The organism is Candidatus Dormiibacterota bacterium (assembly GCA_035635555.1).
In the GTDB taxonomy this organism is placed as follows: Bacteria; Acidobacteriota; Polarisedimenticolia; order Gp22-AA2; family Gp22-AA2; genus Gp22-AA3.
On record DASQAT010000035.1, the window covers coordinates 202,656 to 222,967 of the forward strand.

Annotated in this window: 21 protein-coding genes; 12 read left to right on the top strand and 9 right to left on the bottom strand. The window is 68.8% G+C overall.

Translation table 11 applies throughout. The features are described from left to right. Positions 1-7: 7 nt before the first annotated feature. On the bottom strand, positions 8-340 hold the full coding sequence (locus tag VEW47_09525) for an antibiotic biosynthesis monooxygenase (GenBank protein ID HYS05417.1): 333 nt from the start codon (positions 338-340) through the stop codon (positions 8-10). Between the two features lie 117 nt (positions 341-457). On the opposite strand from VEW47_09525, the gene VEW47_09530 reads away from it, so the two are divergent. After that, complete coding sequence (locus VEW47_09530) at positions 458-907, top strand: hypothetical protein (GenBank protein ID HYS05418.1); 450 nt, start codon at positions 458-460, stop codon at positions 905-907. A gap of 31 nt (positions 908-938) precedes the next feature. On the opposite strand, the gene VEW47_09535 is transcribed toward VEW47_09530, so the two are convergent. Then, complete coding sequence (locus VEW47_09535) at positions 939-1,535, bottom strand: hypothetical protein (GenBank protein HYS05419.1); 597 nt, start codon at positions 1,533-1,535, stop codon at positions 939-941. Positions 1,536-1,688: 153 nt separating this feature from the next. Further along, a complete protein-coding gene (locus VEW47_09540) occupies positions 1,689-3,080 on the bottom strand; it encodes a tryptophanase (protein ID HYS05420.1) in 1,392 nt (463 codons plus the stop codon). Positions 3,081-3,203: 123 nt separating this feature from the next. Between VEW47_09540 and VEW47_09545 the strand changes: the two genes are divergently transcribed. Genes VEW47_09545 through VEW47_09570 form a run of 6 tightly spaced genes read left to right on the top strand, consistent with a single transcriptional unit; the run spans position 3,204 to position 8,748 of the window. Then, a complete protein-coding gene (locus VEW47_09545) occupies positions 3,204-3,716 on the top strand; it encodes a hypothetical protein (GenBank protein HYS05421.1) in 513 nt (170 codons plus the stop codon). Positions 3,717-3,727: 11 nt separating this feature from the next. Next, on the top strand, positions 3,728-5,182 hold the full coding sequence (locus VEW47_09550; GenBank protein HYS05422.1) for an aldehyde dehydrogenase family protein: 1,455 nt from the start codon (positions 3,728-3,730) through the stop codon (positions 5,180-5,182). A 19-nt stretch (positions 5,183-5,201) separates the two neighbouring features. After that, on the top strand, positions 5,202-5,990 hold the full coding sequence (locus VEW47_09555) for an enoyl-CoA hydratase/isomerase family protein (GenBank protein ID HYS05423.1): 789 nt from the start codon (positions 5,202-5,204) through the stop codon (positions 5,988-5,990). Positions 5,991-6,004: 14 nt separating this feature from the next. Continuing rightward, positions 6,005-7,033: a zinc-binding dehydrogenase gene (locus VEW47_09560; protein HYS05424.1), complete on the top strand. Its 1,029-nt coding sequence runs from the start codon at positions 6,005-6,007 to the stop codon at positions 7,031-7,033. After that, a complete protein-coding gene (locus VEW47_09565) occupies positions 7,030-7,878 on the top strand; it encodes an enoyl-CoA hydratase-related protein (protein ID HYS05425.1) in 849 nt (282 codons plus the stop codon). The genes VEW47_09560 and VEW47_09565 overlap by 4 nt, the downstream gene beginning before the upstream one ends. Before the next feature lie 15 nt (positions 7,879-7,893). Continuing rightward, the gene (locus VEW47_09570) at positions 7,894-8,748 is read left to right on the top strand and encodes an amidohydrolase family protein (GenBank protein HYS05426.1); all 855 of its coding nucleotides are present in this window, start codon (positions 7,894-7,896) and stop codon (positions 8,746-8,748) included. Between the two features lie 12 nt (positions 8,749-8,760). On the opposite strand, the gene VEW47_09575 is transcribed toward VEW47_09570, so the two are convergent. Beyond that, complete coding sequence (locus VEW47_09575) at positions 8,761-9,510, bottom strand: PilZ domain-containing protein (GenBank protein HYS05427.1); 750 nt, start codon at positions 9,508-9,510, stop codon at positions 8,761-8,763. A gap of 179 nt (positions 9,511-9,689) precedes the next feature. Here VEW47_09575 and VEW47_09580 point away from each other — a divergent pair, with 179 nt between their 5' ends. After that, complete coding sequence (locus VEW47_09580; GenBank protein HYS05428.1) at positions 9,690-10,784, top strand: hypothetical protein; 1,095 nt, start codon at positions 9,690-9,692, stop codon at positions 10,782-10,784. Continuing rightward, positions 10,781-11,800: a methionine synthase gene (locus tag VEW47_09585; protein HYS05429.1), complete on the top strand. Its 1,020-nt coding sequence runs from the start codon at positions 10,781-10,783 to the stop codon at positions 11,798-11,800. The genes VEW47_09580 and VEW47_09585 overlap by 4 nt, the downstream gene beginning before the upstream one ends. A 23-nt stretch (positions 11,801-11,823) precedes the next feature. Here VEW47_09585 and VEW47_09590 read toward each other — a convergent pair whose 3' ends face one another. The 5 genes from VEW47_09590 to VEW47_09610 form a co-directional block, all read right to left on the bottom strand. Next, a complete protein-coding gene (locus VEW47_09590; protein ID HYS05430.1) occupies positions 11,824-14,577 on the bottom strand; it encodes a hypothetical protein in 2,754 nt (917 codons plus the stop codon). Further along, positions 14,574-15,200 carry a hypothetical protein gene (locus VEW47_09595; GenBank protein ID HYS05431.1) on the bottom strand — a complete coding sequence of 209 codons (627 nt, stop codon included), beginning with the start codon at positions 15,198-15,200 and terminating at the stop codon, positions 14,574-14,576. The genes VEW47_09590 and VEW47_09595 overlap by 4 nt, the downstream gene beginning before the upstream one ends. A 150-nt stretch (positions 15,201-15,350) precedes the next feature. Beyond that, positions 15,351-15,710 carry a preQ(1) synthase gene (gene queF, locus VEW47_09600; GenBank protein HYS05432.1) on the bottom strand — a complete coding sequence of 120 codons (360 nt, stop codon included), beginning with the start codon at positions 15,708-15,710 and terminating at the stop codon, positions 15,351-15,353. A 3-nt stretch (positions 15,711-15,713) separates the two neighbouring features. Then, positions 15,714-16,526, bottom strand: a complete 813-nt coding sequence (locus VEW47_09605; GenBank protein ID HYS05433.1) for a dienelactone hydrolase family protein — start codon at positions 16,524-16,526, stop codon at positions 15,714-15,716. Positions 16,527-16,593: 67 nt separating this feature from the next. Beyond that, the gene (locus tag VEW47_09610) at positions 16,594-18,054 is read right to left on the bottom strand and encodes an aldehyde dehydrogenase family protein (protein HYS05434.1); all 1,461 of its coding nucleotides are present in this window, start codon (positions 18,052-18,054) and stop codon (positions 16,594-16,596) included. 78 nt (positions 18,055-18,132) lie between these two features. On the opposite strand from VEW47_09610, the gene VEW47_09615 reads away from it, so the two are divergent. From VEW47_09615 to VEW47_09625, 3 genes are read left to right on the top strand one after another with little or no spacing between them, the layout of a single operon-like run. Then, complete coding sequence (locus VEW47_09615; protein HYS05435.1) at positions 18,133-18,828, top strand: VIT1/CCC1 transporter family protein; 696 nt, start codon at positions 18,133-18,135, stop codon at positions 18,826-18,828. A gap of 11 nt (positions 18,829-18,839) precedes the next feature. Beyond that, positions 18,840-19,031: a hypothetical protein gene (locus tag VEW47_09620; protein ID HYS05436.1), complete on the top strand. Its 192-nt coding sequence runs from the start codon at positions 18,840-18,842 to the stop codon at positions 19,029-19,031. Positions 19,032-19,035: 4 nt separating this feature from the next. Continuing rightward, positions 19,036-20,259 (top strand): FAD-dependent oxidoreductase, encoded by a 1,224-nt coding sequence (locus tag VEW47_09625; GenBank protein ID HYS05437.1) that lies wholly within the window; start codon positions 19,036-19,038, stop codon positions 20,257-20,259. The last annotated feature ends 53 nt before the right edge of the window (positions 20,260-20,312 follow it).

Here is a 20,312-nt window from a genome sequence, read left to right on the forward strand (position 1 = left end):
GGAGATCTTAGCACGCCGGATCGTCCCTGCCCGTCGTCTCCGCCACGGCGACCTCGTAGTGCCGCACGTGGGGATCCATCTCGAGGAGGAAGTCGCGGTCCTCCGGGAAGTAGACCGCCTTGTCGATATCGGCCCCGGCGAACGCCCGGATCGCGTCGAGCGACTCCCACAACGAGATGAACAGGAACCCGGCCCGCCCGTCGGCGACCCGCCTCAGGACGTAGACACCCCGGTTTCCAGGGGTCGCCCGACACTCCTTCACGCCGGTCTTCTCGAGATACTCCAGGTACTCATCCGATTTCGTCCCGGGGGTGTCCCCCGTCCAGACTCGGGCGATCATCGAAGACCTCCTTGCCGCCTCAGGGCGGCTCTCCGGCCCACCGACCGGTCCGGTGGCTCCAGGCCTTTAGGACGGAGCAGAGGCCGGACGAGTTGCGGGTCCCCGGCGCGGTGTAGGATGTCTCGAACGCTGGGCACGGCGGAGGCGCGGATGATGGACCGGGAGATCGAAATGCTCGGCCGTTTCTGGACCGCCGCCCTGCTCATCTCACTGCTCGGTCAAGGGTGCGCTCCGGGCCGTGTCGCCAGCGGGCCACCGGCCGCGTCCGATGCCGCGCGGCCGGCCTCCACCCCCGCTCCCTCCCCGAGCCCCAGCCCGTCCCCGTCCCCCACGCCGGAACGGATCGATTTCGCGAAGCAGATCCTGCCGATGCTGGAGGAGAAATGTTCTCCGTGCCACTTCCCGGGCGGGAGGATGTACGAGCGGCTTCCGTTCGATCGCCAGGAGACGATCCGGACGCTCGGAAAGGCCACGTTGACGCGGCTGCGGGACCCGGTGGACCAGGAGCTGATGCGCACCTTCCTCGAGCAGCGGACGGAGGAGCCGGGCGCGCATCCCGCCCCCTGAGGGGTGTCTGGATCGAACGACTCCGGGATACCTACTGGAGGTCCTGGATGTCCAGGACGACGGAGTGGGCCGGGTAGCTGAACCAGGCTTCCACCAGGCGCCCGTCCTTGTGAAAAGTCATGCGGTGCGGGGCGAGGATCTCGACCGTCCAGCCGTCCGACCTGCTCTGCTCGCGCAGGTCGCACACGGCGTTGCTCGCTTCCCCGGTGAAACGGAAGCGGACCGTCAGGTTGCCGCTCCTCGCCCCTCCGGAATTGCTCTCCAGCCGGAAGGACCGCGGGATCGGGAAGTCCCTGGGGAAACGGGGATGCAGCTTCACGCTGGAGGAGAAGTGACCGGGATCAAGCAGCGCGTGGGTGGCGCTCCTGGATCCCCTGGTCAGAGCCTTGTCCGGTTCGACCTGCGCGACGCCGGCCTGCAGGGGGGCGTTCCCCGGCCGCGCCGAGGCGTTTGCCGGGGAGCCGATGTACACCATGCAGGCGGCGCACCCGAGGATGCCGGTGGCGGTGGCCCACAGCCAGCGTTTGTGCTCGCAGGCCCAGAGCGTCAGTGCGAGCGCAACGAGGACTAGAGGGAGCAGGGCCGGATAGGCCAGCGCTCCTTGCTCGACGACCGCCAGGAACTCCATCGTGAGCCTCCGCCCACCCCCGTAATTGCCAACCCCTTGAGCGGTGACGGGCCCTACGATTTGAAAATCTAGAGTCCGTGCACGCCAGCGGCAACCCGGGTGACGGATTCTTGACGCTAACTGGGTGATTTTCGGACAGATCGGCTGCCCGAATCATCGGAGCTCAGTCGAGAGCGGACGCAGCCGGGCCGTGAAGTGTCTCAGGATAGGAGCCTGCCATTCGATCTCGAGACCCCGGATCGTGTCGCGCATGCGGTGGACCTCGACGATCGCCTCCACGACATAGTCGATGTGGCTCTGGGTGTACACCCGTCTCGGGATGGCCAGCCGGACGAGCTCCATGCGCGGGGTGGCCGGGGCCCCGCCCGACATCGCAACGCTCTTCCCGAACATCAACGAACCGATCTCGACGCCCCGTATGCCGGCCTCAAGGTAGAGCTCGCACGCCAGGGCCTGTGCCGGCAGGTGAGCCGGGTCGATATGAGGGACGAACCGCAGGGCGTCGAGGTATACGGCATGCCCTCCCACCGGACGGAGGATCGGCACGCCTGCCTCCGTCAGGTGGGCACCGAGATACGCCGTCGAGACGAAGCGGTAATTGAGGTAGTCCTCCTCCAGGACCTCGATCAGTCCCTGGGCCATGGCCTCGAGATCGCGCCCCGCCAGCCCGCCGTAGGTGGGGAACCCCTCGGTGAGGATCAGGAGGTTCCTGGCCCTGGAGGCGAGGTCATCGTCGTTCAGGGCGAGGAACCCGCCGATGTTCACCAGCCCGTCCTTCTTGGCGCTCATCGTGCAACCGTCGGCCAGCGAGTACATTTCGCGCGCGATGTCGCGCACGGGCCGGCCCGCTTGCCCCGGCTCGCGCAGCTTGATGAAGTAGGCGTTCTCCGCGAACCGGCAGGCGTCGAGGAACAGGGGGACTCCGTGACGTCTCGTGATGTCCCGCGTCTTCCTGATGTTCTCGAGCGACACCGGCTGGCCGCCACCCGCGTTGTTGGTCACGGTGAGAAGGACCAGCGGCACACGCGCGGCACCGTGGGTGCTGAGGCAGCTCTCCAGGGCCGCGAGATCGATGTTCCCCTTGAACGGGTGCTCGGACTGGGGGTCCCGCCCTTCCGGGATCAGGAGGTCGAGGGCCTCGGCCCCGGTATACTCGACGTTGGCGCGCGTGGTGTCGAAGTGCGAGTTCGCCGGGACGATCTTCCCGTGGCCGCCGACGATGCCGAACAGGATCTTCTCGGCCGCCCTGCCCTGGTGGACCGGGATGATGTGCCGGAACCCGGTGAGGTCCTTCGCGACCTTCTCGAAGCGGTAGAACGATCGGCTGCCGGCATACGACTCGTCCCCCGCCATGATGGCCGACCATTGCTCCGCCGACATCGCCGCCGTGCCGCTGTCGGTGAGCAGGTCGATGGTCACATCCGCGGCGCGCACCTGGAACAGGTTGTAGTGCGCCTCGCGGAGGACTCTTTCGCGGTAGGCGCGGTTGGTGATCTTGATCGGCTCGACCACCTTGATGCGAAAGGGCTCGATGATCGTCTTCATGAGGGACCTCTCCGGAAGCGCGTTTATGCTGTTTCGCTATTCGGTACCGGCTGGAGCTTGAGTTTCGTTTTGTGGTTTGGTACCATCCGACCGCTCGGTTACCTTTCGCAGTCCGAGGGCGTCATGGCTCGCGCCAGGAAACGCCGAAAGCTGCCGACCTTGATCGATCGGGGAATGGGCCTGCTCGAAGTGATCCTGCCGCACGGCAGCCACGACGGGACTGTCTCGACCCTGCCGCCAGGCCAACGGGACACCGGCGGCTTCTGGTTCCCCGAAGGGTACACAGACCCCGGTGACATCTTCACACCGGCGCAGAGAAAACTCCAGGCCAAACAGCGTCAGGTGCAGCGGCACAGACTCAAGGATCGGCCGATCCCGCCTCCCATCGTGTCGGGGTCTATGGGAACGGCGGCCGGCACGACGCCCTCGCTGCAGCACGCCCCTCCCGACGCGTGCGCTGAGGGGTTGGGGGACAGGACTCTTCCGCTCCCTGCCCTCTCTCTCGAGGCCCCCGAGATGTGCCTGGACCACACCCGACAGGCCGCTGCCGTGGTGCGATCGACGCTCCCGGCGGCGCCGCAGGCGCGCGCGCTGGCTCCGGGCCCCGTCGTTGACTCTCGTGAGGGTTCCGATTAACATCGGCGCCCATGCCAGCCGAACAGACGATCGCGCCCGGCCGGCTGTACATCGGCGGCCAGTGGGTGGATGCTCTCGCCTCCGGCACCTTTCCGACGGTCAATCCAGCCACTGAAGAGCCGCTGACGCTGGTCGCCGAGGGGCGTGCCGAGGACATCGATCGGGCCGTTCGCGCCGCTCGCCAGGCGTTCGAGACCGGCCCGTGGGCCAGGATGTCCGGCTCCGACCGGGGCCGCATCCTCTGGAAAATCGGCGATCTTCTGGAGGCACGCGTCGCCGAGATCGCCGGGATCGAAACCCGCGATTCCGGCAAGACGATCACCGAGTCCTCGCGTGTGGACATCCCCATGGCCGCCGACTGCTTCCGCTATTTCGCCGGCTGGGCGTCCAAGATCGAAGGCGGGACGATCCCGGTCCGGGCGCCCTGCTTCAATTACACGGTGCGCGAGCCCCTGGGTGTCGTGGGCCAGATCATCCCCTGGAACTTCCCGATTCTACTGGCCGCCTGGAAGGTCGCGCCGGCCCTGGCCGCGGGGAACACCATCGTCCTGAAGCCGGCCGAGCAGACACCGCTCTCGGCGCTGCGCCTGGCGCAGGTGGCGGAGGAGGCGGGTCTGCCCCCGGGCGTGCTGAACGTCGTCACGGGCTTCGGCCCGACGGCCGGCGCGGCGCTGGTGGACCACCCGGGTGTCGACAAGATCGCCTTCACCGGCTCGACCCCCGTCGGACAGGAGATCATGCGGCGGGCCGCCGCCACGCTGAAGCGCGTGACCCTCGAGCTGGGGGGGAAGTCGCCGAACATCGTGTTCGCCGACGCCGATCTCGACGTCGCGGTGCGGGGCGCCTCGAATGGCATCTTTTACAACAAGGGAGAGGTCTGCACCGCCGGCTCGCGTCTGTTCGTCGAGGAAGCGGTGCACGACGCTCTGCTGGAGAGATTGATCCCCTTCACCTCGAAGCTGCAGCAGGGGGACCCGCTCGACCCGAAGACGCGACTCGGCCCGCAGGTCAGCGAGGCGCAGATGAGACGCGTGCTGTCGTACGTCGACAAGGGGAAGGAGGAAGGGGCACGTCTCGTGACCGGCGGCGAGCGCTCTCCGGGACGGGGATTCTTCGTGCGGCCGACGATCTTCGACGACGTGAAGAACGACATGACGATCGCGCGGGAGGAGATCTTCGGACCGGTCCTGTCGGTGCTGCGCTTCCGCGACCTCGAGGAGGTCGTGCGCCTGGCGAACGACACGCCGTACGGGCTCGCCGCGGCGGTCTGGACCAGGGACATCAAGAGGGCCCACCGCGCCGCCCGGCTATTGCGGGCCGGCACCGTGTGGATCAACACCTACGGCCTGTACGACAACGCCATGCCGTTCGGCGGGTACAAGATGAGCGGCTTCGGACGCGAGCTGGGACACGACGGCCTGATGGAATACACCCAGACCAAGTCGGTCTGGGTCGATCTCTCCTGAACCCTCCCCGGAGACGCCGATGCCCCAGGCGCTCGTTTCTATGCGGACCGAGAGCGGGATCGCCGTTCTTGAGCTTTGCAATCCCCCCGCCAACACCTATTCCTACGAGATGATGCAGGAGCTCGACGCCGCCATCCTGAAGGCCCGGCTGGACGAGACGGTGCATGTCCTGGTGCTGCGCGGCGCGGGCGACCGGTTCTTCTGCGCCGGCGCCGACATCAACATGCTCAAGAGCGTCACGCCGCGGTTCAAGTACTTCTTCTGCCTGCACGCCAACGAGACGCTGAACCGCCTTGAGCAGACTCCGAAGCTCGTCATTGCGGCGCTCAACGGTCATGCGGTCGGGGGCGGGCTGGAAATCGCCATGGCGGGAGATATCCGCATCGCCAGGAGGGGGGGTGGCACCATCGGTCTGCCCGAGGTCGCGCTGGGGGTCCTTCCCGGCACGGGCGGGACGCAGCGCCTCGCGAGGCTCGTGGGAAAGGGGAAGGCGATCGAGCTCCTGGCCACCGGCCGGATCTTTTCCTTCGAAGAGGCCGCGGCGATCGGACTCGTGACGCGCGTCCTCGAGCCTGAAAACTGGTGGGAAAGCGTGATGGACTACGCCCGCCAGTTCTGTCCGCCCGGCAAGGCGAGCCTGGCGGTCGGCCGGATCAAGCGAAGCGTCGTCACCGGGAGCGAAATGTCCTTCTCCGACGCCCTGGCCCTCGAGCGCGAGCTGCAGCAGCAGCTGTTCGAGTCGGAGGACGCCCAGGAGGGACTGCGCGCCTACACCGAGAAGCGGACTCCCCGGTTCAAGGGCGTCTGACGGGAGTCACCCGCATGAAGGCGGTCGTCATCCGGAGACACGGAGGTGTCGAGGTCCTCGAGATCGCCGACCTGCCGAAGCCGCAGGCGGGGCCCGGCCAAGTGCTCCTGAAGTTGAAGGCGGCCGGCATGAACCACCTGGACACCTGGGTCCGCCGCGGGCTTCCCGGGATAACCCTTCCACTCCCGATGATTCCCGGCTCGGACGGCGCCGGGGTCGTCGAGGAGGTCGGTCCCGGAGTGCGCGATCCGAAGCCCGGCGACCGGGTGTTCGTCTCGCCCGGATACTCCTGCGGCCGCTGCATCGAGTGCGGCTCGGGCCGGGAGCCGCTGTGCAAGGATTACGGGATCTTCGGGGAGCATGGCAACGGCCTCCAGGCAGAATACGCGGCCCTTCCGGCCCTGAACGTCATGCCGCTTGCGGACGGGTTGTCGTTCGAGGAGGGGGCGGCCTTCCCGCTCGTGTTCCTGACGGCCTGGCACATGCTGATCGGCCGGGCCCGGTTGCGCCTCGGCGACGACGTCCTGGTCCACGCCGGCGGGAGCGGAGTCGGCACGGCGGCCATCCAGATCGCGAAGCTCCACGGAGCGCGCGTCATCGCGACCATCGGCTCGCACGACAAGGCGGCGAAGGTGAGAGGCCTGGGGGCCGACGAGGTGGTGAACTACCGCGAAGTCGATTTCCTCGAGGAGGTCCGCCGGATCACCGGCAAACGGGGTGTCGACGTGGTGGTCGAGAGCGTCGGCGAGGAGACCTGGGACCGGAGCCTCAAGGCGCTCGCCCGGGGCGGACGCCTGGTGACGTGCGGGGCGACCAGCGGCTACGAGGGTCGGACCGACCTCCGTTACGTCTTCTCGAGGGGGCTGTCGATTCTCGGATCGACCATGGGCGGGCGCGCCGAGCTGCTGCGCGTCGCCCGCCTGGTGGGGGATAGACTTCTGAGACCGATCATCGATCGGATCCTGCCTCTCGAGCAGGTCGCCGACGGTCATCGCGCCATGGCCGGGCGCTCGCTGTTCGGCAAGATCGTGCTCGCGCCGTGAAGCGCGCGCGCCCTCGTCCGGCGAGACGAAGCACGGCCGCGGCGCGCCGCCGGCCGGCGACAGCCCTTCCCGCCCGCTTCAGGAGCCTCCGGGTCGAGTCCTCGGACGGCATCGCCGTCGTCACGATCCACCGGCCCGAGGCCCGGAACGCCATCAATCTTGAAGTGGTGAACGAGATGCACGCGGCGTTGTCGGGGCTGGCCGACGACGCGAGGACGCGTGTCCTGATCCTGACCGGTTCGGGTAGGATGGCCTTCGCCTCGGGCGCCGACATCCGCGAGCTTCGCGACCGCCGGGCCGCCGACGCCCTGCGCGGAATCAACTCGAGCCTGTTCATGACGATCGAGCGATTCCCGCTGCCGACCATCGCGGCGGTGTCGGGATACGCGCTGGGGGGCGGCTGCGAGCTGGCCCTCGCCTGCGATCTGCGCATCGCCGGGGAATCGGCCCGCTTCGGGCAGCCGGAGGTCGGGCTCGGCATCATTCCCGCCGCCGGGGGGACCTACCGCCTGCCGCGCATCGTCGGCGCCGGCCGGGCCCGGGAGCTCATCCTGACCGGCCGGATCATCGACGCCGACGAGGCGCTCGCCATCGGACTGGTGAACCGCCTGGTGCCCGACGAGCGGGTCCTTCAGGAGGCCCGGGCGACGGCGCTCGTAATGGCCCGCAAGGGACCGCTCGCCCTGCGCGCCGCCAAGATGGCCCTCGCCGCCTCGGCCTACGGGCCGGACGCAGGACACGTCGCCGAGCGTCTGGCGCAGGCCATCCTGTTCGAGTCGGCCGACAAGCGGGAAGGGATGACCGCCTTCCTGGAGGGGCGGCCGCCGCGCTTCGCCGGAAAGTAGCGGGCCGCATCACGCATGGTCATCGACGCCCACATCCACGTCCAGCCCTGGAGACAGCTCAGGCCGGCGGCGCTCGACCGCATCGCGAGCGGCCGGCGTGATCTCGATCTGATTCGCCGACTGTTCGATGACCCGCCGGCGTTCCTGCGCTTCCTGGACGAACAGGGGATCGATCGCGCCGTTCTGGTGAACTACGTCAGCCCTGATGTCATCGGGTTCACGGACGAGGTGAACGAGTGGATCGGCAACTACTGCCGACGCCACGCCGACCGCCTGATCGCGGTCGGTGGCGTGCACCCGCGCCTGACGCCGGACCCGGCCGGGGCGCTGCAGCACATCGTCGAGAAGGACGGCATCCGCGCTCTCAAGCTCCACCCGCCGCACCAGCACTTCTTCCCGAACGGCTACCGGGACGGCGGAAGCCTGCCGGGCCTCGCCGACCTGTACGAGAGGGCGCAGACCCTCCGGATCCCGATCATCGTCCACACCGGCACGTCGATCTTTCCGGACGCGCGCAACACGTACGGCGACCCGATGCCGCTCGACGACGTGGCGGTCGATTTCCCGCAGCTGACGATCATCATGGCCCACGGCGGCCGGCCGCTCTGGATGGAGACCTGCTTCTTCCTGCTGCGCCGGCACCCGAACGTTTACATGGACATCTCGGGGATCCCGCCGAAGGCCCTCCTGCAGTACTTCCCCCGGATCGAGCAGGTCGCGCACAAGACGTTGTTCGGCACCGACTGGCCGAGCCCCGGAGTCGAGAGCCCGGGCGGCAACGTCCAGGCGTTCAGGGCCCTGGCGCTCCGTGCCGAGGCGATGGAGGCGATCCTCGGCGGGACCGCCGGGAGGATCTTCGCGAAGCGTTGAGGGTCAAGTCGCTCAGACCGTGGGGATCTTGCGCCCGTCGGGAGTCCGTTCCGGTCCCGGATCCCCGCCCCATACGACACTCGCATCGCGCGGGAAGAGCTCGACGAGACGCTCCTTGTCGGTCTCGGCCATCTCCAGGAACTCAACTCCCACTGCGTAGCCGATGCCGGTGTCGATGTTCGCCCGGACCGAGGCGACCCGGCCGCTGACCGCGATCGGCTTTTCCTCCGTATTCCGGTAGATCCGCAGGGCGAGGTGCTCCCCCCCCTTGATGCGCGCGAGGGTGTCGAACCCGATGCCCCCCTCGCTCACCGCGTTCGAGTAGCCGAGGAACTCGCGGATGAACCGGCCGCGCGCGACCGGCAGGACGACGGGGTAGCGCGGGTGCTGCCTGAGGCGCATTCCGAGCATGGCGGCGATCTTCTCCTGCAGGAGCGCCGCCGGGATGGAGGCGCGCACCACGTCGGTGCAACCGGCCTCCCTGAACAGGAACTCCTGCGTGTCGTCCGAGGCCAGCGCGAGGATCGGGATGCCGCGCGTCCGGTCGTCCTGACGGATCCGCCGGCAGAGATCCGGCGCGCCCATGTCGGACGCCTCGGGGGCCAGGACGATGAGGTCGGGGCGATCGGTCGCGGCCACATCGAGCAGGACCGAGCCGGCCCCGGCCGACAGCGCCTTGAGACAGGCCCTGGCGAGAAAGTGGGGTCTGCCGCTGTCGATGCGATCGCGGACCGATTCGCTCCACAGAACCTGCTTGACCAAAGGGCTCCCTTGCCCCGGCGCGGGTCACCCCGGCACGCGCGCCATATTGTGGAAGCGTAGCACACAAAGACGGCCTCCCGCGCTCCGTTCGGCCGGAAGCATCTCCGAGCCATCCGGCAGCCAAGGAGAATCTTTGCACGGAGATCACTTGCGCGGCCCGCGACCGGGCGATATTCTGGATGCCGACGCCGGCTGAGGCCGGGAGAAGGGTGGACGTGATCCTCGCTTCGATTCTCAACAGCTACCCGCGCATCGGGGACCGGCCCGCGGAGCAGATCCTGCGCCGGGCGCTGCATGGCGTCGACCGGGGAGAGCTCCAGCCGTCGGAGGTGGCCGGGGCCGAAGACGAGATGACCCGCATGGCCCTCCGGGATCAGTCCGAGGCCGGGATGGATCTCCTCACTGACGGGCAGATCCGCTGGCACGACCCGGTGTCGCACGTGGCGCGCGGGCTGGCCGGATTCCGGATCGAAGGGCTGCTGCGCTACTTCGATACGAACACCTACTATCGCCAGCCGGCGGCGGCCGGACCGATCGGCCGCGAGCGGCCGTTCCTGGCCGAAGCCTACCGCTTCGCGTCGGCCGCCGCGGCGCCCCGCCCGGTGAAGGGGATCGTCACCGGCCCGATCACTCTCGCCCGGCTGTCGCGCGATACGCGCGGGCGCGGCATGCGCGACCTGGCGCTCGAGATCGCCTCCGCCCTGAACCGCGAGCTCCTGGACCTCGAGGCGGCCGGCGCCGCGATCATCCAGGTCGACGAGCCGGTCCTGGCGCGGTTCCCGGAAGCCGCGGATCTTCTTCGCCTCGCGATGCGCCGGCTGGTGGCCGGCCTGACTTCCGCGCGGATCATCCTCGCGACCTCATTCGGCGACGCGACTCCCTTCTCCGGCGACCTCGCCGCTCTCCCCGTGGCGATGCTCGGCTTCGACGTGGTGGCCGCCCTGGACCGGATGAAAACCACGGCGACCGCCAGGGAGGAGATCGCCGCCGCGGCCGCCGGCCTCGGGACCCGGCTGGCCGCCGGCCTCGTTCCGGGGACCGGTCTCCTGCTCGGCGTCATCGACGGCCGGAACACGCGGCTGGAGGATCCCGGAGAGACCTACGAGCAGCGCGTGCGGCCCATTCTCGAGGCGCTGCGGGCCTCCCAACGGGCCACGTCCGAGGTGCACCTCGCCCCGAACCACGGCCTGGAGTTCCTGCCCCGCGATACGGCGCGGGCGAAGCTGTCACGACTGGCGGCCTTGCGCGACCGGGCCAGACAGGAGTTCGCATGAGCGACATCGCGCCTCTCGCGGACGGCGACGCCCGGGAGGCTCCGGCGCTGCCTGCCGGACTTCTCCTGCCGCTCAGCACGATCGGGTCGTTCCCCAAGCCGGAGCGGCTGAAGCGGGCGCGCGCCGAGGTCTCCCGCGGCGGCGACGCGGAGTCGCTGCACGCCATCGAGCGCGAGGAGACCAGCGCATGCCTCCGGCTTCAGGAAGACCTGGGCCTCGACCTGCTGGTGGACGGCGAGATGTACCGCGGCGACATGACGACCTATTTCGCCGAGAACCTGGAAGGGTTCCGCATCTCGGGGCTGGTGCGCTCGTACGGCAACCGCTACTACCGGAAGCCGGTCGTGGTCGGCGAGGTGCGCTGGAGTCGTCCGGTCACGGTCGAGTGGTTCCGCTACGCCAGCGGGCAGACGCGCCATCCGGTGAAGGCGATCCTGACCGGCCCCTATACCTTGATGGACTGGGCGTTCGACGAGCACTACGCCTCGCGCGAATCGCTGGCCCTGGCGCTGGCCGACGTGGTCCGCCAGGAGTGCGAGGCGCTGGTCGCGGCCGGCGCGCGCTACGTCCAGATCGACGAGCCGGCCGTTTCGGTGCGCCCGGACGAGATCGATCTCGCGATTCGCGCCATGCACCGGGTCACCGACGGTCTGCGCGCCAGGACGATCACGCACATCTGCTATGGAGACTTCGCGGCCATCTATCCCCGCCTGCTGGACCTGCCCGTGGAGCAGTTCACCCTGGAGCTGTCGAACTCGGCCCTCGGCCTGCTCGATCTGTTCCGCACCTCGCCGTTCACGAAGGAGCTGGGGGCGGGCGTGCTGGACGTCCACCACCACGCCATCGAGACGGTCGAAGTGGTGAAGGAGCGCATCCGGGCGGCGCTCGGCGTCGTGCCGGCGTCCCGTCTCTGGATCAACCCGGACTGCGGTCTCAAGACCCGCTCCCCCGAAGAGGCGGAAGCCAAGATCAGGAACATGGTCGCGGCCACCCTCGAGGTGCGGCGCAGCCTCTGACCCGGGAGGGGAAAGAACACCTCCTACGGAACTCCGCCGCACGCGCCGTTCGGCATCGGGCGTCTCTGGCCGTTCTTGCCCCTGCCGGCGGAGCCCTCGCCGCAGCGGTCGCTCGCGGTCACCAGATAGTAATGGCTCGTCGTGCCGGTGGGGGTGATGTCGAGAAACCGGTTGCCGGCGCCGTCCGAGGCGCCGGTCACGTGGCACAGAAGCGGCACGTGCGAGTACCAGCTTCCGAGCGTCCCCTCGTAGATGTTGTAGGCCGGGACCGTCGCACCCTGGTCTTCCCAGGTCAGGCGCAGGCCGGAGCCGCTCCCCGTCACCCCGACGGGGTGGAACGAGCCGGGCAGCGATACGGTGCCCGGCGGTCCCTGGCCGAAGGCGATGCCGGTCAGGCCGGAGATGAGGGGCGAGAATTGCACCCGCCGGTCCGCCACGCCGTCCCCATCGTCGTCCGGCAGCGCCAGGACCCGGCTGGCGCTGTCGACGACGTACAGCACGTCCTGGTCGTCGAACGCCAGTCCCGAGAAGGCGTCGAGAGAGAGCCCGGGCGCATAGGTCGTCACGCTGTCGGCGACACCATCTCCGTCCCGATCGACGATCCGATCGATCTCGCCCAGGGAGATGTTTCCGGCGAACACCTCCCCGGCGCGGTGCGCGATGATGTTCACATAGGGGGACGCGTCGGCCAGGAAGACGGTGGATGTGTCGGCCACCCCGTCGTTGTCCGAATCGCGGTACGCGATCAGGCCGCCGATCCCGTTGAAGGACACATCGAAGACGTAGAGGGTCCCCGCCTCGTCGGCGGACACGCCCAGGACCGACTGCGGAGCCGGCGCGAACGGGGTGGTGCGTTCCGGCAGCGCATCTCCGCCGGAATCGAGCATCTCGAAAAGCGGCGCGGCGCTGAACAGGTCTCCGGTGAACAGGTATTCCGCTCCGGCGCGCCGGGCGCCGCCGAGGGCCCGCGTGTCGCCGACGGACGTCGGAACGACCACCGTCCGGTCGAACGTGAAATCACCGGTGTCGTCGTAGAGGGCGAACACGGTCTGCGACTGGTTCCCCAGGCAGACGCCACCGTCGCGCCGCGTGACAATCGCGCCCAGCCCGCTCCCGGCGCCGGAGGCGAACACCGATTGCCCGTCGAAGCGGAGGTCGTGGTCGCTGTCGGAGATGGCGTAGATCGCCCCGTCCCCGTTCGAACTGGCGTAGAGAACCCTCCCGCCGCACGTGCCGGTCCGCACTTCCGGAATCGAGCAGCGCACTGTCATCGAATAGTCGCCGACGGTGCGCGCGTCGCTGCCGGTGAACGTGCTGTCGTTGAAGGACGCCGCCGCGATGTAATAGGTTCCCGGGGAAAGGAGATCCACGTTGAGGATGGGGTCGAAGGACACCGTGTTGTCGGCGAAACCCAGGCGGTTGCCCGCCGCGTCGAACACGCCGACGATCGGGTCGAGGGGAGAGCCGCTCCTAGCCGCGTTGATGTCGACCTGCAGCGCGGTGGCGTTCGTGATCGACAGCGCGTAGTAATCAATGTCCCCCTGCGGCACGATCGAAGCGTGCACCGTCTGCTCGCACGTGACCGGCGTGGCCGAGGCGCGCGTGTTGTTCGGCTCGTTCGGATCGGGCGCGGCGACGTTGGTCAGGAAATCGATCCCCGTGACGGTCTGGCCGGCCGCGACGTCGATCGCGACCCGGTCGGTCGCCAGGTCGAAGCCCGACTCGGTGGCCCCGTCGTAGAACTCCGGCGGGAACGACGTGTTGAAACCGGTGAAGTGGGTGTTCGACTGGGTGAACGGGTTGCTCGTTCCCACCAGCGGCTCCAGACGCAGAGAGTAGCTCCCCGGCGGCAGGCCGACGATGGTGTATCCCCCTCCCGGTCCTCCCCCCTGCACGTCCGAGATCACTCCGACCACCGGTACGTCCGGAGCGGAGGCGGCCACCGCCACGACGTGCGCCCCCTTGATGGGACTGAACGTCCCGCCGTCCAGCACCCGTCCGGAGATCGTCCCCATGGTCGAGGCGAGCGTGCTGTTCGGATAGATGAACGACACGCCGGACATGTCGTCCTGCGACAGGCTGCGCCCCTGGATGGTCCGGGACCCGTACGGGTACAGGGTGGCCTGGGAGGAGAAGTCTCCCGACGTGAAGCCGGACACCTCCAGGCCGGTCGACGCGAACCGGCCCGCCACGGCGCTGTGGTCGAAGCCAAGGCAGTGACCCATCTCGTGGGTCGAGAGCTCGCCCAGATCGTACGTGGTCGGACCGAGGTTCTGGTTCGGGTTCGCCGGGGTCGTGGTGCTGAAGGTGTAGAGCCGCTCGTTGAAAACGATATCGCAGTCGGTGATCCGGCCGTCCCCCGCCACATAGAAGAAGGAGACCGCGATGGCGCTGCTGAGATGGTTGGACGTGTCGGTCTCCGCGAAGTAGACGCGGTTGATGCCGTCGTTCCCGAGACCGGCCCCGGCGTCGATGGGGCTCGCCAGGTTGAAGCGGGCCCCCTCGGTGATCGTGGCGTTGGAGGTCGGAACGTCCGTCCAGCGCTGCATGCTCGCCTGGAGCGTCGTGATGTCCGACCCGTCGGTGATCCGGAACGAGGCGTCCTGCTCGAGGCGCAGCACGAGGTTGCCACCCAGCTGGAACACCCCGATGTCGGAGAAACCCAGGTCCACAAGGTTCGTCTGCACGTAGGCAAGGGCGGCCGCCCCGCCCGCCACGGACAGGACGGCGACCAGGAGGGCCGCGCGGATCGGCGGGAACGACCGCGTGATCCTCACGGCGCCGACCCGCGCGGTCTTTCGGCGACCAGCCGCTCGACCTCACTGAGCAAATTCTGAAGTTCCGCCGGCCCCTTCCCCGAGCGGCCGGAGCCGACCGGCTTCCCCTGCCGGTCGAGATAAAGCGTGCCCGCGGTCCGATCCTCGACGAGGTCGCGACCCGTGCGGCGGTCGCGGCGCACGATCATCCCGCCCTGGTTCCAGCCGACGACACCGTGCCGCCGTCCGCCGTCCGCCCCCGACACGCCGCCGGCCGTTATCCCCGCCGGCTCCAGGAACAGGAGCAGGCGCTCGCCGGCGTGGAACACCGGCGCTCCGGCAGCCACCATCGCCAGGTCACCCACCCGGCCGCCGGGGGTCTCGACCACGACGCGGGCGCGCGGTCCTCCCTTGAGGGAGCGCTCCACGGTCACCGTGGCGCGCGTGACGATGATCCGGCCGTCATCGCTCCAGCCGCTCTCGACCGAATCGACCGTTCCGAGAACGATCACGTCGGCCTGCGTCGTGATCTCCTTCAGGTCCATCCACGGCACGACCGTGGCGCTCGCGACCGACAGAGCCAGCCAGACGACAGCGATTCCGCAGACGGCCGGGCGGACCAGGTTCCTATATAAAGAAGACACGCGCCGGCAGCCCCTGCCGCACCCCAAGTCCAGCGAATTCAATCGCTTACTCCCCCAGATGCGCGGAAATATACGGTGAAGGTGCGGTGCGGACAACGCGACTTTCCCTCCAACATGCGGTCAGGATGCATCAGGAGTCGGAGGAGGGGGTCAGGCCCTGCGAGTATGGCTGGCGGTCACGACGGTGTGGATGCCGCCCCGGACGTTGAAGTCTCCCACCACGGTCATCTCCCGGGGCTCGAGGAGCTTCACGAGGTCGTCCAGGATGCGATTGGTGACGTCTTCGTGGAAGTGTCCCTCGTCGCGGAACGACCAGACGTAGAGTTTCAGGGACTTCAGCTCGACACAGAGGCTGTCGGGGATGTAGCGGATCCGCAGCGTCGCGAAGTCGGGCTGGCCGGTCTTCGGGCAGAGGCAGGTGAACTCCGGAATCTCGAACGAGATCTCGTAATCGCGACCGGGGCGCGGGTTAGGAAAGGTCTCGAGCCGCTTCGAGGGCTGCGCCGGCATCGGTCAGGGGGCCGTGGGGTGGGGAGCCGGCTCAGGACCGGCCGGGGTGCCGGGCGCGCGTCTCCCGGGCAGTTGCGGCGCGAGCTTCACAGCCAGCCAGTCGCGCATCTGGATCCAGGCGTCCTTGGCCTCCTCGGGCTCGTAATCGGCGTGCGCCCCGTCCATGAAGCAGTGGCCGATCCCGGGATACGAGACGATCTTCACGTCCTTCCCCGCCTCTTTCAGGGCCGCTTCGAACAGCTTCACGTCCTTCTCAGGGACGGCGTGGTCGCCGCCGCCGAATACTCCCAGGATGGGCGCCTTGAGCGGGGCCACGCCCTCGCGTGTCGTCTCGACTCTGCCGTAGAAGAGCACGGTCGCCTGCACGTCGGCCCCCCGGAGCGCCGTCGCGAGCGAGACGCGGCCTCCGATGCCGAATCCGATCGTCGCCACAGGCCGGTTGGTCACGCGGTCCAGCTTGCGGAGCTCGTCGATCGCCCCCTTGACGATGGTCACCGCGCGCGTCTCGTCCAGAGCGCGTCCCATGTCCTGCGCAAGCCCGGGATCGGCCATCAGCTTCCCCTTGAACAGATCCGGAGCCAGGGTCACATACCCGAGGGAGGCCAGGCGATCGACGACCTCCTGAATCTCCTCGTTCAGGCCCCAGTAGTCGTGGATGACCACGATGCCGGGGCTGCTCCTCGACCCTGGAAAGTTCCCCAGGTAGGCCCGGACCGTCTCGCCGCCCGCCTGGTAGGTCACGGTCTCGCCCGCGGCGGCTGCCAGGCTCGGCAGCAGCAGCGCCACGAATGTTGCGACGGCCAGCTTGACCCGCACGAAAGCAGCCTCCGGAGCGCCCTTCAGACCGATATCGAGGCCTGCGATCCTAGCATACGACGATCCGCTAGTCAGCCAGCGGGTACCACCACGGCTTGATCCGTCCCTCGATGTCCCAGTGCACGTGCTTGGTCTGCTGGAACTCCAGGAGCCCCTCCTCGCCCAGCTCGCGGCCGAGACCGGACATCTTCATGCCGCCGAACGGCCCGGCCGGATTGTCCACGAGGGGATCGTTGACCCAGACGTTGCCGACCTGGATCTCCTCGTAGTAGCGCCGGACCTTCTTCGCGTCGGTCGAGAACAACGTCGCGCCGAGCCCGTACGGCGAGTCGTTCGCCAGGTCCAGCGCCTCGTCGAATGTCGAGAACGACAGGATCGGGACCACAGGCCCGAAGATCTCCTCCTTCAGCAGGCTCATGCCGTGGCGCATCCCGGCCAGCACGGTCGGCTCGTAGAACCATCCCTTCGTCAGACGCTCCGGTCTGCGTCCACCCGTCACGATCTCCGCCCCCTCGCGCCGGGCCTGCTGCACGCGTGCCTCGACCTGATCGCGCTCCGCCCTGCCGATGAGCGGCGTGACCTCCGTCTTCTCATCCATGCCGGGCCCGACGACGAGTTTCGACGTCAGCGCGGAGAACATCTCCAGGAACCGCCGGTGGACCGGCTGCTCGACGTACACCCGCTCCGCGCTGGTGCAGACCTGCCCGGCGTTGAGAAACCCGGTCCAGGCCACGGCGCGCGTCGCCGCCTCGAGGTCGCAGTCGGCGCAGACGATGACCGCGTCGCTCCCGCCCAGTTCGAGATGAAGCTTCTTGATGCGCTCGGCCCCCATGCGGTAGATCCGCTGCCCGGTCGCGGTGCTGCCGGTGAAGGCGATGCACGGCACGTCCGGGTGCATGACCAGGGCGTCTCCGACTTCGGCCCCGGCTCCGGTGATGATGTTCACGACCCCTCTGGGCAGGTGGTCGAACACACGGCTGAGATCGAGTGTGGTCAGCGGTGTCTGCGAAGCGGGCTTGATCACCACGACGTTTCCGGCGGCGAGGGCGGGGGCGACCTTCCAGGCGAGGAGCATCAGCGGGTAGTTGAACGGGACGATGCAGCCCACCACACCCATCGGCTCCTGGAGGACCAGATTCAGCTGACCCGTCTCGGCGGAGGGGATGACCCGCCCGCGCCGGTCGCGGATGAGGCCTGCGTAATACTCGAAGCAGGTCGCGGACCAGTCGACGTAGCCCCGGTTCTTCCGCAGCGTGCGGCCGGTTTCGCGTGTCAGGGTGATCGCGAACTCCTCCCTGTTCGCGCGCAGGCGGCGCGCCGTCTCCACCAGCAGCTCGGCGCGCTCCAGGGCCGGCACGCGCTTCCACGCCGGGAAGGCCCGCCCGGCGGCGGCAACCGCCCGGTCCACCTCGGCGACGCCCCCCTTCGGGACGACGTCCACGATCTCCTCGGTGGCCGGGTCGACGACCTGGATGGTCCGGCCGGTCGAGCCCTCCGTGAACTCCCCGTCGATCCAGAGACGCCGCATCGATCCCCCCTGCCGGATGCGGGTGCATTCTACCCGACCCGGCAGTTCGGGTAGGATGGGCGGCGAGGGGGAGACCCCATGCCGCAGACTCCTCACACCGAAAGGCACTTCACGTCCGGCGCCATCGTCCGGGACATCGTCATCGGCATGTCGGACGGTTTGACCGTTCCGTTCGCGCTGGCGGCGGGTCTCTCGGGCGCCGTCGACTCCACGGCCGTCATCATCACCGCCGGCCTGGCGGAGATCGCGGCCGGCTCGATCGCCATGGGTCTCGGCGGGTACCTGGCCGCCCGCAGCGACGCGGAGCACTACGCCCGCGAGCGGGCGCGCGAGCGCGCCGAGGTGAAGGAGAAGCCGCTCGAGGAGGAGGCGGAGATCCACGAGCTGTTCCGGAAGTACGGCCTGACGCCCGAGGAATCGGAGCCGGTCGTGGCGGCGCTGCGCAACCGCCCCGAGGCCTGGATCGACTTCATGATGCGTTTCGAGCTGGGTCTCGAGAAGCCCGACCCCGGACGGGCGCTCAGAAGCGCTCTGACGATCGCCTCCGCGTACGTCGCCGGCGGGCTCATCCCGCTGGCGCCGTATGTCTTCGCGCCGGGCGCGCGCGCCGGACTCGGGTGGTCGGTCGTCTCGACCCTCCTGGCTCTCCTGGTGTTCGGATACGTCAAGGGTCGCTACACCGGCATCACGCCCGGACGCAGCGCCTGCCAGACGACGCTCATCGGCGGCCTGGCGGCCGGCGCCGCCTACCTCATCGCCCGACTGATCGCCTGACCGGAGACAGCATGGAGATCGACGACAAGAGTCTCGAGGACCTCCGGAGCCTCGGTCCCCGCAAGGCCTACGAGGCTGTGCGCCGCGCGGTACTGCAGAACCCCTGGGGCGCCTCGTCCGAAGACCTCCGTTCGGCGCTTGACCAGATGATCGCCGTGGGCATCCTGACCTGGGATGACGTCGAGCGATTCGAGGAGTCCTGACCGGATGCGCGGCCTGACGCGGCGGTCGCTTCTGAAGGGCGGGGCAGCGCTGGTCGCCCTGCACGCCTCGCGCCTCCTGTCTCCTTCGGCCGCGGCGGCATCCGCGAAGCCGCGCGTGGCCGTGGTCGGCGCCGGGGCGTTCGGCGGCTGGACCGCTCTCCACCTGGTGCGGCGCGGGGCACGCGTCGTGCTCCTGGACGCCTGGGGCCCGGGGAACTCCCGCGCCTCGTCCGGCGGAGAGACCCGGGTCATCCGCGCGACCTACGGCCCCGACCGGATCTACGTCGAGATGGCCGCCCGCTCGCTGCGGCTCTGGCGGGACAGCGAGAGGAGCTTCGGGCGGCCGCTGTTCCGGAAGACCGGTGTCCTGTGGATGGCGGGGAGCGACGACCGCTACGAGACGGCGGCGCTGCCGCTCCTGCGCGCGGCCGGACTCCCGGTCGAGCGGCTGGAGACGGCCGCGGCAGCGGCCCGGTATCCTCAGATTGATTTCGCAGGGGTGAGCTGGGTCCTGCACGAGAAGGAGGCGGGCTATCTGCTGGCGCGGCGGGCCTGCCAGGCGGTCCTGGAGCGGTTTCAGGCGGAAGGGGGCGAATACCGGCAGGCCGCGGTCGCTCCCGGGCCTGTCGTCGGCGACCGGATGGGCCCGCTCCGGCTTTCCGACCAGAGCGTCCTTTCCGCGGACCGCTACGTCTTCGCCTGCGGTCCGTGGCTGGGGACGATGTTTCCCGAAATCCTCGGCGCCCGCATCCGCCCGACCCGGCAGGAGGAGTTCTTCTTCGGGACGCCCGCCGGCGATCCGACCTGGCTGGAGGACCGTCTGCCGGTCTGGATCGACAATGGATCGAGGATCTTCTATGGAATCCCGGGGAGCGAGTGGCGCGGATTCAAGGTGGCCGACGACACGCGCGGGGAGGATTTCGACCCCACCAACGGCGAGAGGAAGCCGAGCGCGAAAGGACTGCGCTCGGCGCGTGATTACATGGCCTTCCGTTTCCCCGGTCTCAAGGACGCGCCGCTGCTCGAGGCGCGCGTCTGCCAGTACGAGAACTCACCGGACGGGCGCTTCATCATCGATCGCCACCCGCAGGCCGCGAACGCCTTCATCGCGGGGGGCGGCTCGGGGCACGGCTTCAAGCACGGCCCCGCGATCGGCGAGCGTATTGCCGATCTGGTCCTGGGGACCTCCAGACCCGAGCCATTCTTCGGTCTCTCCAGATTTTCCTGATGCGTGACCCGCCGGCGTCCCCCGCCGGTGGTCGCGTGAACCGCACTGCGCTA